Annotated in this window: 15 protein-coding genes; 14 read left to right on the forward strand and 1 reads right to left on the reverse strand. The window is 65.0% G+C overall.

Annotation, left to right across the window (positions count from 1 at the left end; genetic code table 11):
- Positions 1 to 360 precede the first annotated feature (360 nt).
- The 5 genes from carA (at position 361) to E9536_RS13665 (ending at position 6,575) form a co-directional block, all read left to right on the forward strand.
- Positions 361 to 1,506 (forward strand): glutamine-hydrolyzing carbamoyl-phosphate synthase small subunit, encoded by a 1,146-nt coding sequence (gene carA, locus E9536_RS13645; RefSeq protein WP_027787879.1) that lies wholly within the window; start codon positions 361 to 363, stop codon positions 1,504 to 1,506.
- 37 nt (positions 1,507 to 1,543) lie between these two features.
- The gene (gene leuE / locus E9536_RS13650) at positions 1,544 to 2,203 is read left to right on the forward strand and encodes a leucine efflux protein LeuE (RefSeq protein WP_060196216.1); all 660 of its coding nucleotides are present in this window, start codon (positions 1,544 to 1,546) and stop codon (positions 2,201 to 2,203) included.
- Between the two features lie 49 nt (positions 2,204 to 2,252).
- Positions 2,253 to 5,507, forward strand: coding sequence for a carbamoyl-phosphate synthase large subunit (gene carB / locus E9536_RS13655; protein WP_027787877.1), 3,255 nt, complete (start codon positions 2,253 to 2,255; stop codon positions 5,505 to 5,507).
- Positions 5,508 to 5,625: 118 nt separating this feature from the next.
- Positions 5,626 to 6,102, forward strand: a complete 477-nt coding sequence (gene greA / locus E9536_RS13660) for a transcription elongation factor GreA (protein ID WP_021163362.1) — start codon at positions 5,626 to 5,628, stop codon at positions 6,100 to 6,102.
- A gap of 14 nt (positions 6,103 to 6,116) precedes the next feature.
- Positions 6,117 to 6,575 (forward strand): DUF4149 domain-containing protein, encoded by a 459-nt coding sequence (locus E9536_RS13665; RefSeq protein ID WP_021163361.1) that lies wholly within the window; start codon positions 6,117 to 6,119, stop codon positions 6,573 to 6,575.
- 79 nt (positions 6,576 to 6,654) lie between these two features.
- On the opposite strand, the gene E9536_RS13670 is transcribed toward E9536_RS13665, so the two are convergent.
- Positions 6,655 to 7,182, reverse strand: coding sequence for a YhbY family RNA-binding protein (locus tag E9536_RS13670; RefSeq protein WP_027787876.1), 528 nt, complete (start codon positions 7,180 to 7,182; stop codon positions 6,655 to 6,657).
- A gap of 193 nt (positions 7,183 to 7,375) precedes the next feature.
- On the opposite strand from E9536_RS13670, the gene E9536_RS13675 reads away from it, so the two are divergent.
- From E9536_RS13675 to phoU, 9 genes are all read left to right on the forward strand, one after another.
- Complete coding sequence (locus E9536_RS13675; RefSeq protein ID WP_091922295.1) at positions 7,376 to 8,038, forward strand: RlmE family RNA methyltransferase; 663 nt, start codon at positions 7,376 to 7,378, stop codon at positions 8,036 to 8,038.
- A 166-nt stretch (positions 8,039 to 8,204) separates the two neighbouring features.
- Positions 8,205 to 10,103, forward strand: coding sequence for an ATP-dependent zinc metalloprotease FtsH (gene ftsH / locus E9536_RS13680; protein WP_021163358.1), 1,899 nt, complete (start codon positions 8,205 to 8,207; stop codon positions 10,101 to 10,103).
- A gap of 72 nt (positions 10,104 to 10,175) precedes the next feature.
- A complete protein-coding gene (gene folP / locus E9536_RS13685; RefSeq protein ID WP_136469980.1) occupies positions 10,176 to 11,075 on the forward strand; it encodes a dihydropteroate synthase in 900 nt (299 codons plus the stop codon).
- Between the two features lie 28 nt (positions 11,076 to 11,103).
- The gene (gene glmM / locus E9536_RS13690; RefSeq protein ID WP_021163356.1) at positions 11,104 to 12,459 is read left to right on the forward strand and encodes a phosphoglucosamine mutase; all 1,356 of its coding nucleotides are present in this window, start codon (positions 11,104 to 11,106) and stop codon (positions 12,457 to 12,459) included.
- Positions 12,460 to 12,911: 452 nt separating this feature from the next.
- Positions 12,912 to 13,946 (forward strand): phosphate ABC transporter substrate-binding protein PstS, encoded by a 1,035-nt coding sequence (pstS, locus tag E9536_RS13700; protein WP_059681994.1) that lies wholly within the window; start codon positions 12,912 to 12,914, stop codon positions 13,944 to 13,946.
- A gap of 94 nt (positions 13,947 to 14,040) precedes the next feature.
- On the forward strand, positions 14,041 to 15,027 hold the full coding sequence (pstC, locus tag E9536_RS13705) for a phosphate ABC transporter permease PstC (protein ID WP_027787873.1): 987 nt from the start codon (positions 14,041 to 14,043) through the stop codon (positions 15,025 to 15,027).
- A complete protein-coding gene (pstA, locus tag E9536_RS13710) occupies positions 15,024 to 15,917 on the forward strand; it encodes a phosphate ABC transporter permease PstA (RefSeq protein ID WP_027787872.1) in 894 nt (297 codons plus the stop codon). Before pstC ends, pstA begins: the two co-directional genes overlap by 4 nt.
- Positions 15,918 to 15,932: 15 nt before the next feature.
- Positions 15,933 to 16,781: a phosphate ABC transporter ATP-binding protein PstB gene (gene pstB, locus E9536_RS13715; RefSeq protein ID WP_027787871.1), complete on the forward strand. Its 849-nt coding sequence runs from the start codon at positions 15,933 to 15,935 to the stop codon at positions 16,779 to 16,781.
- 18 nt (positions 16,782 to 16,799) lie between these two features.
- On the forward strand, positions 16,800 to 17,504 hold the full coding sequence (gene phoU / locus E9536_RS13720; protein ID WP_027787870.1) for a phosphate signaling complex protein PhoU: 705 nt from the start codon (positions 16,800 to 16,802) through the stop codon (positions 17,502 to 17,504).
- Positions 17,505 to 17,522: the final 18 nt, after the last annotated feature.

Raw genomic sequence — 17,522 nt, forward strand, 5'->3', positions numbered from 1 at the left:
CGGTACGCTCGGGGCAGGGCGGCCGCGTAAAACGGGGCCGCAGCGCGCTGCTTCGCGCCGCCGCGCGTCGCGCACGCACGATCGGACGGCCGTATCGATTGAAGATAAGGCCATTTTCAGGCTATAATTTGAAAGTTTGTGCTGATCAACCTCGCACCCTAGCGCCTACCTCATACATCCCGTTCATCCGCCGCACGCCGCCTGCCGGGCGATGCCGCGAAGCCTCGTGCGCCACGCGCCGGGTTCGCGTCTCGACAACGCAGGCCGCGTTCAGCTAGCGACCACGCGCGCCCACGCAGCGCGGCGCTCGCGCGGCAGGGTAAACAGGTCGGCAGCAGGGTGTTCCCCAAGGAGCCTCCCGTGTTGCCGTCTTTTACTCCCGCCTTGCTTGCACTCGCCGACGGCACGGTCTTTCGTGGTTATTCGATCGGGGCCGAAGGCCATACGATCGGCGAAGTCGTGTTCAATACCGCGATCACCGGCTATCAGGAAATCCTGACCGACCCGAGCTACTCGCGCCAGATCGTCACGCTCACCTATCCGCATATCGGCAACGTCGGCGTGAACGCCGAAGACGTCGAAGCCACGAAAGTCCATGCCGCCGGCCTGATCATCCGTGATCTGCCCACGCTCGCATCGAACTTCCGCATGGACCGCACGCTCGGCGACTACCTGCGCGACGAAGGCGTCGTCGCGATCGCCGGCATCGACACCCGCAAGCTGACCCGCATCCTGCGCGACAAGGGCGCGCAGAACGGCTGCATCCTGACGGGCTCGGACGACGAAGCGAAAGCGATCGAACTCGCGCGCTCGTTCCCGGGTCTCGCGGGCATGGATCTCGCGAAGGTCGTGTCGACCACGAAGCCGTTCGAGTGGAAGCAGACCGAATGGCGCCTCGAAGGCGGCTACGGCATGCAGGAAGCGCCGAAGTACCGTGTCGTCGCGTACGATTTCGGCGTCAAGTACAACATCCTGCGCATGCTCGCGGAACGCGGCTGCCACGTGACGGTGCTGCCGGCCGAGGCGAGCGCGGAAGATGCGCTCGCGCTGAATCCGGACGGCATCTTCCTGTCGAACGGCCCCGGCGATCCGGAACCGTGCGACTACGCGATCGCGGCTACGAAGCAATTCATCGAGCGCGGCGTGCCGACCTTCGGCATCTGCCTGGGTCACCAGATCATGGGTCTCGCGGTCGGCGCGAAGACGCTGAAGATGAAGACGGGCCACCACGGAGCGAACCACCCGGTGAAGGATCTCGGCGACGGCCGCGTGGTGATCACGTCGCAGAACCACGGCTTCGCGGTCGATGCAGATTCGCTGCCGGCCAACGCGCGCGTGACGCACGTGTCGCTGTTCGACGGCACGCTGCAGGGCTTCGAGCTGACCGACAAGCCGGCATTCTGCTTCCAGGGCCACCCGGAAGCGTCGCCCGGCCCGCACGACATCGGCTATCTGTTCGACCGCTTCACCGCGCTGATGGACGCGGCGAAGCAGCGCAACGCTTAACGCAACCGACGCAACCGAAGGACGGGAGATTCGCATCATGTTCGGCCACGCACTCGGCATCACGGATATCTGGACCTACGTGTTCGGCGTGATCTTCATCATCCTGCTGCCGGGGCCGAACTCGATGTACGTGCTGTCGCTCGCGGCGCAGCGCGGCGTGAAGGCCGGCTATCGCGCGGCGTGCGGCGTGTTCGTCGGCGACACGGTGCTGATGGTGCTGTCCGCCGCCGGCGTCGCGTCGCTACTGAAGGCGAACCCGCTGCTGTTCTCCGTCGTCAAGTACGGCGGCGCCGCGTATCTGCTCTACATCGGCACCGGCATGCTGCGCAGCGCGTGGCAGAAGCTGCGCGCGCGCACCGATGCGCCGGCCGATGTACCGCCCGCGGTCGACGGCGAGCGTCCGTTCCGCAAGGCGCTGATCGTGAGCCTGCTGAATCCGAAAGCGATCCTGTTCTTCATCTCGTTCTTCATCCAGTTCGTCGACCCGGCATTCCCGCATCCCGCGCTGTCGTTCGTCGTGCTCGGGGCGATCGCGCAATGCGCGAGCTTCCTGTACCTGAGCACGCTGATCTTCGCGGGTGCGCGGCTCGCCGAGCACTTCCGCCGCCGCCGCAAGCTTGCAGCAGGCGCGGCGAGCAGCGTGGGCGGCCTGTTCATCGGTTTCTCGGTGAAGCTCGCGCTCGCCACGATGAGCTGAGCGCAGCCGGCCGACCCACGACAACGATTACTTATTGAATTCACAAGCCATGCCAAAACGCACAGACATCAAGAGCATCCTCATCATCGGCGCCGGCCCGATCATCATCGGCCAGGCGTGCGAGTTCGACTATTCGGGCGCGCAGGCTTGCAAGGCGTTGCGTGAGGAGGGCTACAAGGTCGTTCTCGTCAACAGCAACCCGGCGACGATCATGACCGACCCGAACACGGCCGACGTGACCTACATCGAGCCGATCACGTGGGAAGTCGTCGCGCGCATCATCGAGAAGGAGCGCCCGGACGCGATCCTGCCGACGATGGGCGGCCAGACCGCGCTGAACTGCGCGCTCGACCTGCACCACCACGGCGTGCTCGAGAAGTTCGGCGTCGAGCTGATCGGCGCGTCGCCGGAAGCGATCGACAAGGCGGAAGACCGCCAGAAGTTCAAGGAAGCGATGACCAAGATCGGTCTCGGTTCCGCGAAGTCGGGTATCGCGCACTCGATGGAAGAAGCGACCCAGGTGCACGCCGAGATCATGGCCGGCACCGGCGGCAGCGGCTACCCGGTCGTGATCCGTCCGTCGTTCACGCTCGGCGGCTCGGGCGGCGGCATCGCGTACAACCGCGAAGAGTTCGAGGAGATCTGCAAGCGCGGTCTCGACCTGTCGCCCACGCGCGAGCTGCTGATCGAAGAGTCGCTGCTCGGCTGGAAGGAATACGAGATGGAAGTCGTGCGCGACCGCGCCGACAACTGCATCATCGTCTGCTCGATCGAGAACCTCGACCCGATGGGCGTGCACACCGGCGACTCGATCACGGTCGCGCCGGCGCAGACGCTCACCGACAAGGAATACCAGATCCTGCGTAACGCATCGCTCGCGGTGCTGCGCGAGATCGGCGTCGACACGGGCGGCTCGAACGTGCAGTTCTCGATCAACCCGAAGGACGGCCGCATGGTCGTCATCGAAATGAACCCGCGCGTGTCGCGTTCGTCGGCGCTCGCATCGAAGGCAACGGGCTTCCCGATCGCGAAGGTCGCGGCGAAGCTGGCCGTCGGCTACACGCTCGACGAGCTGAAGAACGAAATCACCGGCGGCCAGACGCCGGCGTCGTTCGAGCCGACCATCGACTACGTCGTCACGAAGATCCCGCGTTTCGCGTTCGAGAAGTTCCGTGAAGCCGATTCGCGCCTGACCACGCAGATGAAGTCGGTCGGCGAGGTGATGGCGATCGGCCGTACGTTCCAGGAGTCGTTCCAGAAGGCGCTGCGCGGCCTCGAAGTCGGTGTCGACGGTCTCGACGAGAAGTCGACCGACCGCGACGAGATCGCGATCGAGATCCACGAGCCGGGCCCGGATCGCATCTGGTACGTCGGCGATGCGTTCCGCATCGGCATGACGGCCGAGGAAATCTTCGCGGAAACCGCGATCGACCCGTGGTTCCTCGAGCAGATCGAGCAGATCATCCTGAAGGAAAAGGCGCTCGCGGGCCGCACGCTCGCATCGCTGACGTTCGACGAGCTGCGCTACCTGAAGCAGAGCGGCTTCTCCGACCGCCGCCTCGCGAAGCTGCTCGGCGCGACGCCGGAAGACGTCCGCAAGCGCCGCATCGAACTCAACGTGCGCCCGGTCTACAAGCGCGTCGACACGTGCGCGGCCGAGTTCGCGACGAAAACCGCGTACATGTACTCGACCTATGAGGAAGAGTGCGAGGCGCAGCCGACCACCAACAAGAAGATCATGGTGCTGGGCGGCGGCCCGAACCGGATCGGCCAGGGCATCGAGTTCGACTACTGCTGCGTGCACGCGGCGCTCGCGATGCGCGAGGACGGCTACGAAACGATCATGGTCAACTGCAACCCGGAAACGGTGTCGACCGACTACGACACGTCCGACCGCCTGTACTTCGAGCCGCTGACGCTCGAAGACGTGCTCGAGATCGTCGACAAGGAAAAGCCGGTCGGCGTGATCGTCCAGTACGGCGGCCAGACGCCGCTGAAGCTCGCGCTCGACCTCGAGGCGCACGGCGTGCCGATCGTCGGCACGTCGCCGGACATGATCGACGCGGCCGAAGACCGCGAACGCTTCCAGAAGCTGCTGCAGGACCTCGGCCTGCGCCAGCCGCCGAACCGCACCGCGCGCGCCGAAGACGAAGCGCTCGCACTGGCGGCCGAAATCGGCTATCCGCTGGTCGTGCGCCCGTCGTACGTGCTGGGCGGCCGCGCGATGGAAATCGTCCACGAGCCGCGCGACCTCGAGCGCTACATGCGCGAGGCCGTGAAGGTGTCGAACGATTCGCCGGTGCTGCTCGACCGCTTCCTGAACGACGCGATCGAGTGCGACGTCGACTGCATCTGCGATGGCGAAGCCGTGTTCATCGGCGGCGTGATGGAGCACATCGAGCAGGCGGGCGTCCACTCGGGCGACTCGGCATGCTCGCTGCCGCCGTACTCGCTGTCGAAGGAGACCGTGGCCGAGCTGAAGCGCCAGACGGGCGCGATGGCGAAGGCGCTGAACGTGGTCGGTCTGATGAACGTTCAGTTCGCGATCCAGCAGGTGCCGCAGGCTGACGGTTCGAAGCAGGACATCATCTACGTGCTGGAAGTGAACCCGCGCGCATCGCGCACGGTGCCGTACGTGTCGAAGGCGACCAGCCTGCCGCTCGCGAAGATCGCGGCGCGCGCGATGGTCGGCCAGAAGCTCGCGCAGCAGGGCGTGACGAAGGAAGTCGAGCCGCCGTACTTCAGCGTGAAGGAAGCGGTGTTCCCGTTCGTCAAGTTCCCGACCGTCGATCCGGTTCTCGGGCCTGAAATGCGTTCGACCGGCGAAGTGATGGGCGTCGGCCAGACGTTCGGCGAAGCGCTGTTCAAGTCGCAGCTCGCGGCCGGTTCGCGCCTGCCGGAGTCGGGCACGGTGCTGCTGACCGTGATGGATGCGGACAAACCGAAGGCGGTCGAAGTCGCGCGCATGCTGCACGACCTCGGCTACCCGATCGTCGCGACGAAGGGCACGGCTGCCGCGATCGAGGCGGCCGGCGTGCCGGTGAAGGTCGTGAACAAGGTGAAGGACGGCCGTCCGCACATCGTCGACATGATCAAGAACGGCGAGATCGCACTTGTGTTCACGACGGTCGACGAAACGCGCCAGGCGATCGCTGATTCGCGTTCGATCCGCATGAGCGCGCAGGCGCACAAGGTCACGTACTACACGACGATGTCGGGCGCGCGCGCGGCAGTCGAAGGCTTGCGCTACCTGAAGGATCTGGAAGTCTATGATTTACAAGGTCTTCACGCTCGCCTAAACTAAGCAGTCAGTTACCTGTAGAAGCAACACGTGCCGCGATTAGGCGGTGTTTCCAGTGCATCGGAAACGCGCTTAATCGCGGTGATTTTTTTTATAGCCGTTTTTAGCGATTGAGCCGTTTATGAGCACCATTCCGTTGACAAAGCGTGGCGCAGAGCAACTGCGCGATGAATTGCAGCGCCTCAAGTCCGTCGAGCGGCCGGCCGTGATCAACGCGATCGCGGAGGCCCGCGCACAGGGCGACCTGTCCGAAAACGCCGAATACGATGCCGCGAAGGAAAAGCAGGGCTTCATCGAGGGTCGTATCGCGGAAATCGAATCGAAGCTGTCGGCCGCGCAGGTCATCGATCCGACCGTGCTCGACGCCGAAGGCCGCGTGGTTTTCGCCTCGACCGTCGAACTCGAGGATCTCGAGTCGGGTGACACCGTCAAGTACCAGATCGTCGGTGACGACGAAGCCGATATCGACCACGGCCTGATCTCGGTCAGCTCGCCGATCGCGCGTGCACTGATCGGCAAGTCCGAAGGCGACGTCGCGGCCGTGCAGGCGCCGAGCGGCGTGCGCGAATACGAAATCATCTCGGTCAGCTACATCTGAAGCGGGGCGACACGATGCCGCATCGCGTGTTCCGTCTGCTGTCGGCCGTGTGGGTCGGCAGCCTGCTGACGATCGGGTATGCGGTCGCGCCCGTGCTGTTCAAGACGCTGGAGCGGATGACGGCCGGTTCGGTCGCCGCCCAGCTGTTCCGTATCGAGGCGATCCTCGGTGTCGTATGCGGCGTGCTGCTGCTCGCGCTGTCGAACCAGCAGGTTCGACGCGGCAGCAGCGAATATCGCCGCGTGCGCTGGGTCGTCGCCGCGATGGTTGTATGTGTGCTGGTCGGGTATTTTGCGCTGCAGCCGTTCATGAACGCGCTGCGGGTCGCCGCGATGGACGCGGGCACCGATATCGCGAATTCGCCGTATGCGAGCCGCTTCGGGATGCTGCACGGCGTCTCGAGCGTGTTCTACCTCGTCGAGAGCGTACTGGGGCTGATGCTGATCTGGCGTCTGCCGGCGCGCGACGCCTGACGCGTGTGCCGCGCAGGCCCGGTCGATGCCGGGCCCGCGGGCAGGGTGGCGGTACGGCGCAGCCGTGCCGCCCCGATGCTTACTTGTCCTGGAACGGACGCTTCGTGCTGGCCTGGCGCTTTTTCGCACGCTTCACGGTACCGCCCGCCGTCACGCGTTCGTTGCCGCGCACCGTGACCTTGACCGGCCGCGGACGGCGCACGGGGCTCGCGTTCGGCGACACCTTGACGACCTTGACGGTGCGCGGGGCACGGCCTTTCTTGTCGTCCACGGCTTCGGCCGCGCTCGGCAGCGTGCCGGCACGACGGCCGCGGGCCGGGGCCGCAACGGCGGCTTCGGGTTTCCAGATCACCAGCAGCTTGCCGATGTGCTGGATCGGCGCCGCGCTCAGGCGATCGCAGATCTCGTCGTAGATCGCGATGCGCGCGTCGCGCTCGTCGCCGAACACGCGGATCTTGATCAGTTGGTGCGCGTCGAGGTGCACCTTGATTTCCTTCAGCACGGCGTCGGTGAGCCCTTCGGCGCCGATCAGCACGACGGGCTTGAGCGCATGGGCCTGGGAGCGCAGCGCGGAGCGCTCGGCGGGAGAAAGCGAAAGGGCGGGCATGGAAATGTCGAAATCTAAATAAGGGCGCGCTGACTGAAAAGCGATCGCGGGTAGTTACCGCGTCAGCCGTGCGCCGAAACCACGTAAAATCGCGGCTTGGGCCCGAAAAGGGGCCGCAGCCGCGCGAAGAAGACGCGTATTATCCGCTAAAAGCGCGGCTTCACGAAGCAATTGGCAGCAATCTCTCTTTCGAATGGCAAAAAACCGCTTCAACCAGCACTGGCTGCACGACCACATCAACGACCCGTACGTCAAAATGGCGCAGCGGGAGGGCTATCGCGCGCGCGCCGCGTACAAGCTGAAGGAAATCGACGAGCAGGACAAGCTGATCCGTCCGGGCCAGGTGATCGTCGATCTCGGCGCGACGCCGGGCAGCTGGAGCCAGTATGCCCGCAACAAGCTCGCGCAGGGCAAGAAGCGCGATGCGGAGCGCGAAGGCGGCATCGACGGCACGATCGTCGCGCTCGACATCCTGCCGATGGAGCCGATCGCCGACGTCCATTTCCTCCAAGGCGACTTCCGCGAGGATGAAGTCCTTCACCAGCTCGAGGAATTGCTCGAAGGCCGCGCGGTGGACCTTGTTATTTCCGACATGGCCCCCAACCTCTCCGGCGTGGCCTCGGCGGACGCGGCGCGCATCGAGCATCTCTGCGATCTGGCGCTCGAATTCGCGCAGAACCATCTGAAGCCGGATGGTGCGTTGCTCGTGAAATGTTTTCACGGCAGCGGCTACAGCCAGATCGTCGAGAAATTCAAACAGCAGTTTAAGACCGTCGCGCCGCGCAAGCCGAAGGCGTCCCGCGACAAATCGTCCGAAACGTTCATTTTGGGTCGGCATCTGAAACGTCCGCGCTGATGCGCGGCGGGGTGCCGCAAACGGGCTCCGGCCCTTGCCAGACAAGCGAAGCGCTATCGCGGCGGTTGTCAATGCTTATGGCGAGGGTGGTCGGACTGGATTAGAATGACCGAGGGGCGCCGCAAGGAAAATGTAGGCGCTCGTCTACGAGTGAAGGAGTGGTGCTTTGAACAACAATATGTTTTCGAAGGCAGCGGTGTGGCTGGTGATCGCACTGGTGCTGTTTACGGTGTTCAAGCAGTTCGACAAGCCCCGCGTCCAGGAAGGCGTGTCCTATTCGCAGTTCATGGACGACGCCAAGAACGGCAAGGTCAAGAACGTCATCGTTCAGGGGCGCAACCTCACCGTCACTCCGGCTGATGGCCAGAAATACCAGATCGTGTCGCCCGGCGACATCTGGATGGTTGGCGATCTGATGAAGTACGGCGTGCAGGTCAGCGGCAAGGCCGACGACGAGCCGAACGCGCTGATGTCCGCGCTGTACTACCTCGGGCCGACGATCCTGATCATCGTGTTCTGGTTCTACATGATGCGGCAGATGCAGGGAGGCGGCAAAGGCGGCGCGTTCTCATTCGGCAAATCCCGCGCGCGGCTGATCGACGAGAACAACAACGCGGTGAACTTCTCCGACGTCGCGGGCTGCGACGAAGCGAAGGAAGAAGTGTCCGAGCTCGTCGACTTCCTGCGCGATCCGCAGAAATTCCAGAAGCTGGGCGGCCGCATTCCGCGCGGCGTGCTGCTCGTCGGCCCTCCGGGTACCGGCAAGACGCTGCTGGCCCGCGCGATCGCGGGTGAAGCGAAAGTGCCGTTCTTCAGCATCTCGGGTTCGGACTTCGTCGAAATGTTCGTCGGCGTCGGCGCGGCCCGTGTGCGCGACATGTTCGAACAGGCGAAGAAGCATGCACCGTGCATCGTGTTCATCGACGAAATCGACGCGGTCGGCCGTCATCGCGGCGCCGGCATGGGCGGCGGCAACGACGAGCGCGAACAGACGCTGAACCAGATGCTCGTCGAGATGGACGGCTTCGAGGCGAACTCGGGCGTGATCGTGATCGCCGCAACCAACCGTTCCGACGTGCTCGACAAGGCGCTGCTGCGTCCGGGCCGTTTCGACCGCCAGGTCTACGTCGGTCTGCCGGACATCCGCGGCCGCGAGCAGATCATGCGCGTGCACCTGCGCAAGGTACCGATCGCGAACGACGTCGATGCGGCAGTCATCGCGCGCGGCACGCCGGGCTTCTCAGGCGCCGATCTCGCGAACCTCGTGAACGAGGCTGCGCTGTTCGCCGCACGCCGCGGCAAGCGCATCGTCGAGATGCAGGATTTCGAAGACGCAAAGGACAAGATCTTCATGGGTCCGGAGCGCAAGTCGGCGGTGATCCGCGAGGAAGCGAAGCGTGCGACCGCTTATCACGAGTCGGGCCACGCGGTGATCGCGAAGCTGCTGCCGAAGGCCGACCCCGTGCACAAGGTCACGATCATTCCGCGCGGTCGCGCGCTGGGTGTCACGTGGCAGTTGCCGGAGCATGACAACGAAACGTACTCGAAGGACTACCTGATGGACCGCCTCGCGATCCTGTTCGGTGGCCGGGTGGCGGAAGAGTTGTTCATGAACCTCGTCAGCACCGGTGCGTCGGACGACTTCAACAAGGCAACCCAGACGGCGCGCGCGATGGTCGCCCGTTTCGGCATGACCGATGCGCTCGGGCCGATGGTCTACGTCGATGACGAAAACGATGCATCGCCGTTCGGCCGTGGCTTCACGCGCACGATCTCGGAAGCGACGCAGCAGAAGGTCGATTCGGAAATCCGCCGCGTGCTCGACGAACAGTACGGCCTTGCGCGCCGCCTGCTCGAAGAGAACCGCGACAAGGTCGAAGCGATGACCGCCGCGCTGATGGAGTGGGAGACGATCGATGCCGATCAGATCAACGACATCATGGAAGGCCGTCCGCCGCGCTCCCCGAAGAGCTCGCCGGCTGTCGGCGGCGATTCGTCGGGTGGCGGCAGCAGCGCCGAGGTGAAGGCCGGCAACGCGCCGGCGCCTGCTTCGCCGGCGGCATAATCTCCGCTCTTTAGCACCGTTCACGGGCTGGTGTGTCTTCACACCGGCCCGTTTTGCATTCATTCACGCCAGTTGCCCGTGTCCGATTCCGCTGTTTCCCCCCAAATTCCCGCGCCACTCCGGTGCGGCCGCTTCGAACTGACGTTCGAGCGCCCGCTCGTGATGGGCATTCTCAACGCCACGCCCGATTCGTTCTCCGACGGCGGCCGCTTCCTCGCGCGCGACGATGCGCTGCGCCAGGCCGAGCGGATGATTGCCGAAGGCGCCGATCTTCTCGATATCGGCGGCGAATCGACGCGCCCCGGCGCGCCGCCGGTGCCGCTCGACGAGGAACTCGCGCGCGTGATCCCGCTCGTCGAAGCGCTGCGCCCATTGAACGTGCCGCTGTCGATTGATACCTACAAGCCGGCCGTGATGCGCGCGGCGCTGGCCGCAGGCGCCGACCTGATCAACGACATCTGGGGGTTCCGCCAACCGGGCGCGATCGACGCGGTGCGCGAGGGCAATTGCGGGCTGTGTGCGATGCACATGCTCGGTGAGCCGCAAACGATGCAGGTCGGCGAACCCGATTACGGCGACGTCGTGACCGACGTGCGCGATTTTCTCGCCGCGCGCGCGCAGGCACTGCGCGACGCGGGGATTGCGCCGGAGCGGATCTGCGTCGATCCCGGTTTCGGGTTCGGCAAGGCGGTCGTCGACGACAACTATGCACTCCTGGCCGCACTGCCGGAAACGGCGCCCGCGCGGCCCGACGGGCGCGCGTATCCGATACTCGCAGGCATGTCGCGCAAGTCGATGCTCGGCGCGGTGATCGGCGGCAAACCGCCGATGGAGCGCGTCGCGGCGAGCGTGGCGGCCGCATTGTGCGCGGTCGAGCGTGGGGCGGCGATCGTGCGCGTGCACGATGTCGCGGCGACGGTCGATGCGTTGAAGGTCTGGAATGCCGTGCGCGAAGCCGCGCGGCAACGATAAGTCAGAAGACGAAGGAGGAAGATTCGCTATGGGACGTCGATATTTCGGCACGGACGGCATTCGCGGCACGGTGGGCGAGGCACCCATCACGCCGGATTTCGTGTTGCGTCTCGGCTACGCGGCCGGCAAGGTACTGGCCAGCTCGGCCGATGGCGCGGCCGGCTCGCGGCCGACCGTGCTGATCGGCAAGGACACGCGCGTGTCGGGCTACATGCTTGAAGCCGCGCTCGAGGCAGGGTTTTCGGCGGCGGGTGTCGACGTGATGCTGGCCGGCCCGATGCCGACGCCAGGGGTCGCCTACCTGACGCGCGCGCTGCGCCTGTCGGCGGGCGTCGTGATCAGCGCGTCGCACAATCCGTATCGCGACAACGGGATCAAGTTTTTCTCCGCTGACGGCAACAAGCTGCCGGACGACACCGAAGCCGCGATCGAAGCGTGGCTCGACAAGCCGCTCGAATGCGCATCGTCCGACGGTCTCGGCAAGGCGCGCCGCCTCGACGATGCGGCCGGCCGCTACATCGAATTCTGCAAGAGCACGTTCCCGGCCGCGTTCGACCTGCGCGGGCTGAAGCTCGTGATCGACTGCGCGCACGGTGCCGCGTACCAGATCGCGCCGCACGTGTTCCACGAACTCGGCGCGGACGTGATCCCGATCGGCGTTGCGCCGAACGGCTTCAACATCAACGACGGCGTCGGCGCGACCGCGCCGGACGCGCTGGTGCGCGCGGTGCGCGCGAACCACGCCGATCTCGGCATTGCGCTCGACGGCGATGCGGACCGCCTGCAGGTCGTCGACGCGACCGGTCGCCTGTACAACGGCGACGAGCTGCTCTACGTGCTCGTGAAGGACCGGATCGCGACCGACGGCAAGGTGGAGGGCGCGGTCGGCACGCTGATGACGAATCTCGCCGTCGAAGTCGCGCTGCAGCGCGCGGGCGTGAAGTTCGTGCGGGCGGCGGTCGGGGATCGCTACGTGCTCGAGCAGTTGCGCGAGCACGGCTGGCAACTCGGCGCGGAAGGCTCGGGCCACATCCTGTCGCTCGATCGCCACTCGACCGGCGACGGCATCGTGTCGGCGCTGCTCGTGCTGGCTGCGCTGAAGCGCAGCGGCCAGACCCTCGCGCAGATGCTCGACGGCGTCACGCTGTTCCCGCAGAAGCTGATCAACGTGCGGATGAAGCCGGGTGCCGACTGGAAGGGCAGCACGTCGATTCGCGCAGCGATCGACGCAGCCGAAGCCGCGCTCGCCGGCAGCGGCCGCGTGCTGATCCGCGCATCGGGCACCGAGCCCGTGTTGCGCGTGATGGTCGAAGCGCAGCAAGCGGCCGACGCGGTCCGCCATGCGGAGACGATCGCCGACGCGGTGCGCGCGGCGACGGCCTGACGCGCGGGCCCGGTGCGAGGGCGGTCGGCCGCCCGCGCGCCGGCGTTCCGGTGAACCGGCATGCGGCGCCTTCGGGCGCCGCGATTTCGTCAGACGCAAAGGTTTGCGATACCTATAAGTAACGCGTATCGACTGCCGCATTCCCCGGACGAAAAATCGTCCGACCCCGAGATCGGGCCAGCCGCCGGCGGAGGCTTTTCGTACCACCGACGCGGCGCTGCGATCCCGTCACACAGTGAGAAACGGGGCGTCATCCTGTCCCTTCCGGGCCGGCAATTCCTGCCGCCATCGCCCCTCCGGTGCCGTCTGCGCGACACGCGCGCCGACCCTGTTACTCCCTTTCAACCAGTCATGTTACTGTCACGCCAGTTTCATCGATTGTCACATTACCGTCATGAGGAGCCCCTAACCTTCGCGGTGCCGTAGTCATCCGCTCACACACTGGAGGTCTCATGAAATTGATGCAAACCGCGATTGCCGGCCTGGCTGGCGCGCTTTTCGCCGTCGCCGCCCACGCTGCCGACATCACGGGCGCAGGCAGCACGTTCGCGATGCCGATCTATACGAAATGGGCTGCTGACTACCAGCAGACCGGCGGCGCGAAGGTCAACTACCAAGGTATCGGTTCGTCGGGCGGCCTGAAGCAGATTATCGCGAAGACGGTCGATTTTGCCGGCTCGGACGCTCCGCTGAAGGATGACGAGCTCGCGAAGGAAGGCCTGTTCCAGTTCCCGACGGTGGTCGGCGGCGTGGTGCCGGTCGTCAACGTGCCGGGCGTGAAGGCCGGCGAACTGACGCTGTCGGGCCCGGTGCTCGGCGACATCTACCTCGGCAAGATCAAGAAGTGGAACGACCCGGCGATCGCCGCGTTGAACCCGAAGGTCAAGCTGCCGGACACGGACATCGCCGTGGTCCGCCGCGCTGACGGCTCGGGCACGAGCTTCATCTGGACGAACTACCTGTCGAAGGTCAACGACGAGTGGAAGTCGAAGATCGGCGAAGGCACGACGGTCAACTGGCCGACGGGCACGGGCGGCAAGGGCAACGACGGCGTCGCGGCTTTCGTGCAGCGCCTGCCGGGCGCGATCGGCTACGTCGAGTGGGCGTACGCGAAGAAGAACAACATGATCTACACGGCCCTGAAGAACTCGACGGGCACGGTGGTCGAGCCGAAGACCGAAACGTTCAAGGCCGCTGCCGCAGGCGCGAACTGGTCGAAGTCGTTCTACCAGATCCTGACGAACCAGCCGGGCAAGGAAGCCTGGCCGGTCGTCGGCGCGACGTTCGTGCTGCTGCACGCAAAGCAGGAAAAGCCGGAGCAGGGCGCGGAAACGCTGAAGTTCTTCAGCTGGGCGTTCAAGAACGGCGAGAAGGCTGCTGACAGCCTCGACTACATCTCGCTGCCGCCGGCAGTCGAAGCGGAAATCCGCAAGCAGTGGAAGGTCAAGGTGACGGACGCGTCGGGCAAGTCGGTCGCCGCAGAGTAAGCATTGCAGCGGTTCGCTGCCCGGCCGTGCCGGTCGGGCAGTGTGTGCGGTAAAGCCGGGCGTTACGGCGCCCGGCAATCAAAAGCAGGCACCCATGTCTGATATTTCCTATACGTCCTCACGGTCCGCCGACGTTGCGCAGCAACGCGCGCCGAGCCGCCTCGGGGATGTCGTATTCGGCGGTCTTGCACGGCTCGCCGCCATCGTGACCCTGCTGCTGCTCGGCGGGATCATCGTTTCCCTGATCATCGCGTCGATGCCGACCATCCAGAAGTTCGGCCTCGGCTTCCTGTGGCAATCCGAGTGGGATCCCAACTCGGACCTCTACGGCGCGCTCGTGCCGATCTACGGCACGATCGTGACGTCGATCATCGCGCTCGTCATCGCCGTGCCGGTCAGCTTCGGCATCGCGCTGTTCCTCACCGAGCTGTCGCCCGTGTGGCTGCGCCGCCCGCTCGGCATCGCCATCGAGCTGCTCGCCGCGATTCCGTCGATCGTGTACGGCATGTGGGGCCTGCTCGTGTTCGCGCCGATCTTCGCGGAATACTTCCAGAAGCCGATCGGCCGCCTGTTCAAGGACGTCTGGATTATTGGCCCGCTGACCGCCGGCCCGCCGATCGGTATCGGCATCCTTGCCGCCGGCGTGATCCTCGCGATCATGATCATCCCGTACATCGCATCGGTGATGCGTGACGTGTTCGAAGTCACGCCGGTGCTGCTGAAAGAGTCGGCATACGGGATCGGCTGCACGACCTGGGAAGTGATGTGGAAGGTCGTGCTGCCCTATACGAAGACCGGCGTGATCGGCGGCGTGATGCTCGGCCTCGGCCGTGCACTCGGCGAGACGATGGCCGTGACCTTCGTGATCGGCAACACGAACCTGCTCGACAGCGTGTCGCTGTTCGCACCGGGCAACAGCATCACGTCGGCGCTGGCCAACGAATTCGCGGAAGCGCAACCGGGCCTGCATACGTCCGCGCTGATGGAGCTGGGCCTGATCCTGTTCCTGATCACGTTCATCGTGCTGTCCATCTCCAAACTGCTGCTGCTTCGTCTCGAGAAGGGAGAGGGCAAGAAATGAGCGAGCCCATCATGAATTTCCCGGGGCCGGACGGCGCCGTGCTCGACGCGATGCGCAACCGCCTGCAGCGCAAGCGCAAGGCCGTCAACGCGATCGCGCTGGCCGCGTCGCTCGGCGCGATGGCCTTCGGGCTGCTGTGGCTCGTGTGGATTCTCTACACGACGGTGCATCTCGGCGTCAGCGGCCTGTCGCTGCAACTGTTCACGGAATCGACGCCGGCACCGAACACGGAAGGCGGCGGTCTCGCCAACGCGATCGTCGGCAGCCTGCTGCTGTGCGGTTTCGGCACGCTGGTCGGCACGCCGATCGGCATCCTCGCGGGCGTCTATCTCGCCGAATACGGTCAGAAGAACCTGCTGGCGAGCACGATCCGCTTCATCAACGACATCCTGCTGTCGGCGCCGTCGATCGTCATCGGCCTGTTCGTGTATGCGATCGTCGTCGCGAAGTCGGGGCGCTTCTCGGGCTGGGCCGGCGTGATCGCGCTTGCCCTGCTGCAGATTCCGATCGTGATCCGCACGACGGAGAACATGCTGAAGCTCGTGCCGAACGCGCTGCGCGAAGCGGCCTTCGCGCTCGGTACGCCGAAGTGGCGCATGGTGCTGAAGATCACGCTGCGCGCATCGGTCGGCGGGATCGTGACGGGCGTGCTGCTCGCGGTCGCGCGGATCGCCGGCGAAACGGCGCCGCTGCTGTTCACCGCGCTGTCGAACCAGTTCTTCTCGTGGGACATGAGCCAGCCGATGGCGAACCTGCCCGTCACGATCTACAAGTTCGCGATGAGCCCGTTCGCGGAATGGCAGGCGCTCGCATGGGCGGGTGTGTTCCTGATTACGCTCGGTGTGCTCGGACTCAACATCCTGGCGCGCACGATCTTCTCGAAAAAGTAACGGCGGAGCAATCCGATGAATATGGCAGAAAGCCACCTGAATCCTGTCGAGCGCACCGCTGCGCCGGCCGGCACGCACGAAGCGGCGCACGGCCGTCCGCTCGAGCCGCTGAACGCGAAGATCGAGGTCAACAACCTCAACTTCTTCTACAACAAGTTTCATGCGCTGAAGAACATCAACCTGAGCATTCCCGAAGGGAAGGTGACGGCGTTCATCGGCCCGTCGGGCTGCGGCAAGTCGACGCTGCTGCGCACGTTCAACAAGATGTTCGCGCTCTATCCGGAGCAGCGCGCCGAAGGCGAAATCCTGATGGACGGCGAGAACCTGCTGACGACGAAGCGCGACATCTCGCTGCTGCGCGCACGTATCGGCATGGTGTTCCAGAAGCCGACCCCGTTCCCGATGTCGATCTACGACAACATCGCGTTCGGCGTGAAGATGTTCGAAAAGCTCACGCGCTCGGAAATGGACGACCGCGTCGAGTGGGCGCTCACGAAGGCCGCGCTGTGGAACGAAGTGAAGGACAAGCTGAGCCAGAGCGGCTACGGCCTCTCGGGCGGCCAGCAGCAGCGTCTGTGCATCGCGCGCGGCATCGCGATCCGTCCGGAAGTGCTGCTGCTCGACGAACCGTGCTCGGCGCTCGACCCGATCTCGACCGGCCGAATCGAAGAGCTGATCGCGGAGCTGAAGAGCGACTACACGGTCGTGATCGTCACGCACAACATGCAGCAGGCGGCGCGCTGCTCGGATTTCACGGCCTACATGTACCTGGGCGAGCTGATCGAATTCGGTGAGACCGAAAAGATCTTCATCAAGCCGGTGCGCAAGGAAACGGAAGACTACATCACCGGCCGTTTCGGTTGATGACGGAGAACAACAGCCATGTCGGATAAACATCTGTCGAGCCAGTTCGACGCGGACCTGAATGCCGTGTCGTCGAAAGTGCTGGAAATGGGCGGGCTCGTCGAGTCGCAGATCGTCGGCGCGATGCACGCGCTGAACGAGTTCGATCGCGATACGGCCGAGAAGGTGATCGCGGCCGAGGAAACGCTGAACGCGATGGAAGTCGACATCGACCAGGAGTGCGGCAACATCATCGCGCGGAGGCAGCCTGCCGCGCGTGACCTGCGTCTTTTGATGTCGATTTCGAAAACGATTACGAACCTCGAGCGCGCAGGCGACGAGGCCGAGAAGATCGCCAAACGCGTGCGCCGCCTGGTCGACGAGCCGGCCGCGCGTGCGGTCAACATCGCCGAGATCAAGGTGTCGGGCGAGATGGCCGTGACGATCCTGCGCCGCGCGCTCGACGCGTTCGCGCGTCTCGATACGGTGGCCGCCGCGCAGATCGTCAAGGACGACAAGGAGATCGACCTGGAATTCCGTGCGTTCGTGCGCAAGCTCGTGTCGTACATGCAGGAAGATCCGCGCACGATCTCGGTCGGCCTCGAATACCTGTTCATCGCGAAGGCGATCGAGCGGATCGGCGACCACGCGAAGAACATCGCCGAATTCATCATCTACATCGTGAAGGGCACGGACGTGCGGCACCAGCCGCGCGACACGCTCGATCGCGAAGCCAACAGTTAATCGACTCCGTACAGGGGA

It is taken from the genome of Burkholderia sp. LS-044, from assembly GCF_004803625.1.
Taxonomy (GTDB): domain Bacteria; phylum Pseudomonadota; class Gammaproteobacteria; order Burkholderiales; family Burkholderiaceae; genus Burkholderia; species Burkholderia cepacia.

Excerpts from the sequence above, each read along its gene's own strand:
- leuE (WP_060196216.1), top strand. The coding sequence starts at position 1,544 with ATGTTCGGCCACGCACTCGGCATCACGGATATCTGGACCTACGTGTTC.
- carB (WP_027787877.1), top strand. The coding sequence starts at position 2,253 with ATGCCAAAACGCACAGACATCAAGAGCATCCTCATCATCGGCGCCGGC.
- greA (WP_021163362.1), top strand. The coding sequence starts at position 5,626 with ATGAGCACCATTCCGTTGACAAAGCGTGGCGCAGAGCAACTGCGCGAT.
- E9536_RS13665 (WP_021163361.1), top strand. The coding sequence starts at position 6,117 with ATGCCGCATCGCGTGTTCCGTCTGCTGTCGGCCGTGTGGGTCGGCAGC.
- E9536_RS13670 (WP_027787876.1), bottom strand. The coding sequence starts at position 7,182 with ATGCCCGCCCTTTCGCTTTCTCCCGCCGAGCGCTCCGCGCTGCGCTCC.
- E9536_RS13675 (WP_091922295.1), top strand. The coding sequence starts at position 7,376 with ATGGCAAAAAACCGCTTCAACCAGCACTGGCTGCACGACCACATCAAC.
- glmM (WP_021163356.1), top strand. The coding sequence starts at position 11,104 with ATGGGACGTCGATATTTCGGCACGGACGGCATTCGCGGCACGGTGGGC.
- pstS (WP_059681994.1), top strand. The coding sequence starts at position 12,912 with ATGAAATTGATGCAAACCGCGATTGCCGGCCTGGCTGGCGCGCTTTTC.
- pstC (WP_027787873.1), top strand. The coding sequence starts at position 14,041 with ATGTCTGATATTTCCTATACGTCCTCACGGTCCGCCGACGTTGCGCAG.
- pstA (WP_027787872.1), top strand. The coding sequence starts at position 15,024 with ATGAGCGAGCCCATCATGAATTTCCCGGGGCCGGACGGCGCCGTGCTC.
- pstB (WP_027787871.1), top strand. The coding sequence starts at position 15,933 with ATGAATATGGCAGAAAGCCACCTGAATCCTGTCGAGCGCACCGCTGCG.
- phoU (WP_027787870.1), top strand. The coding sequence starts at position 16,800 with ATGTCGGATAAACATCTGTCGAGCCAGTTCGACGCGGACCTGAATGCC.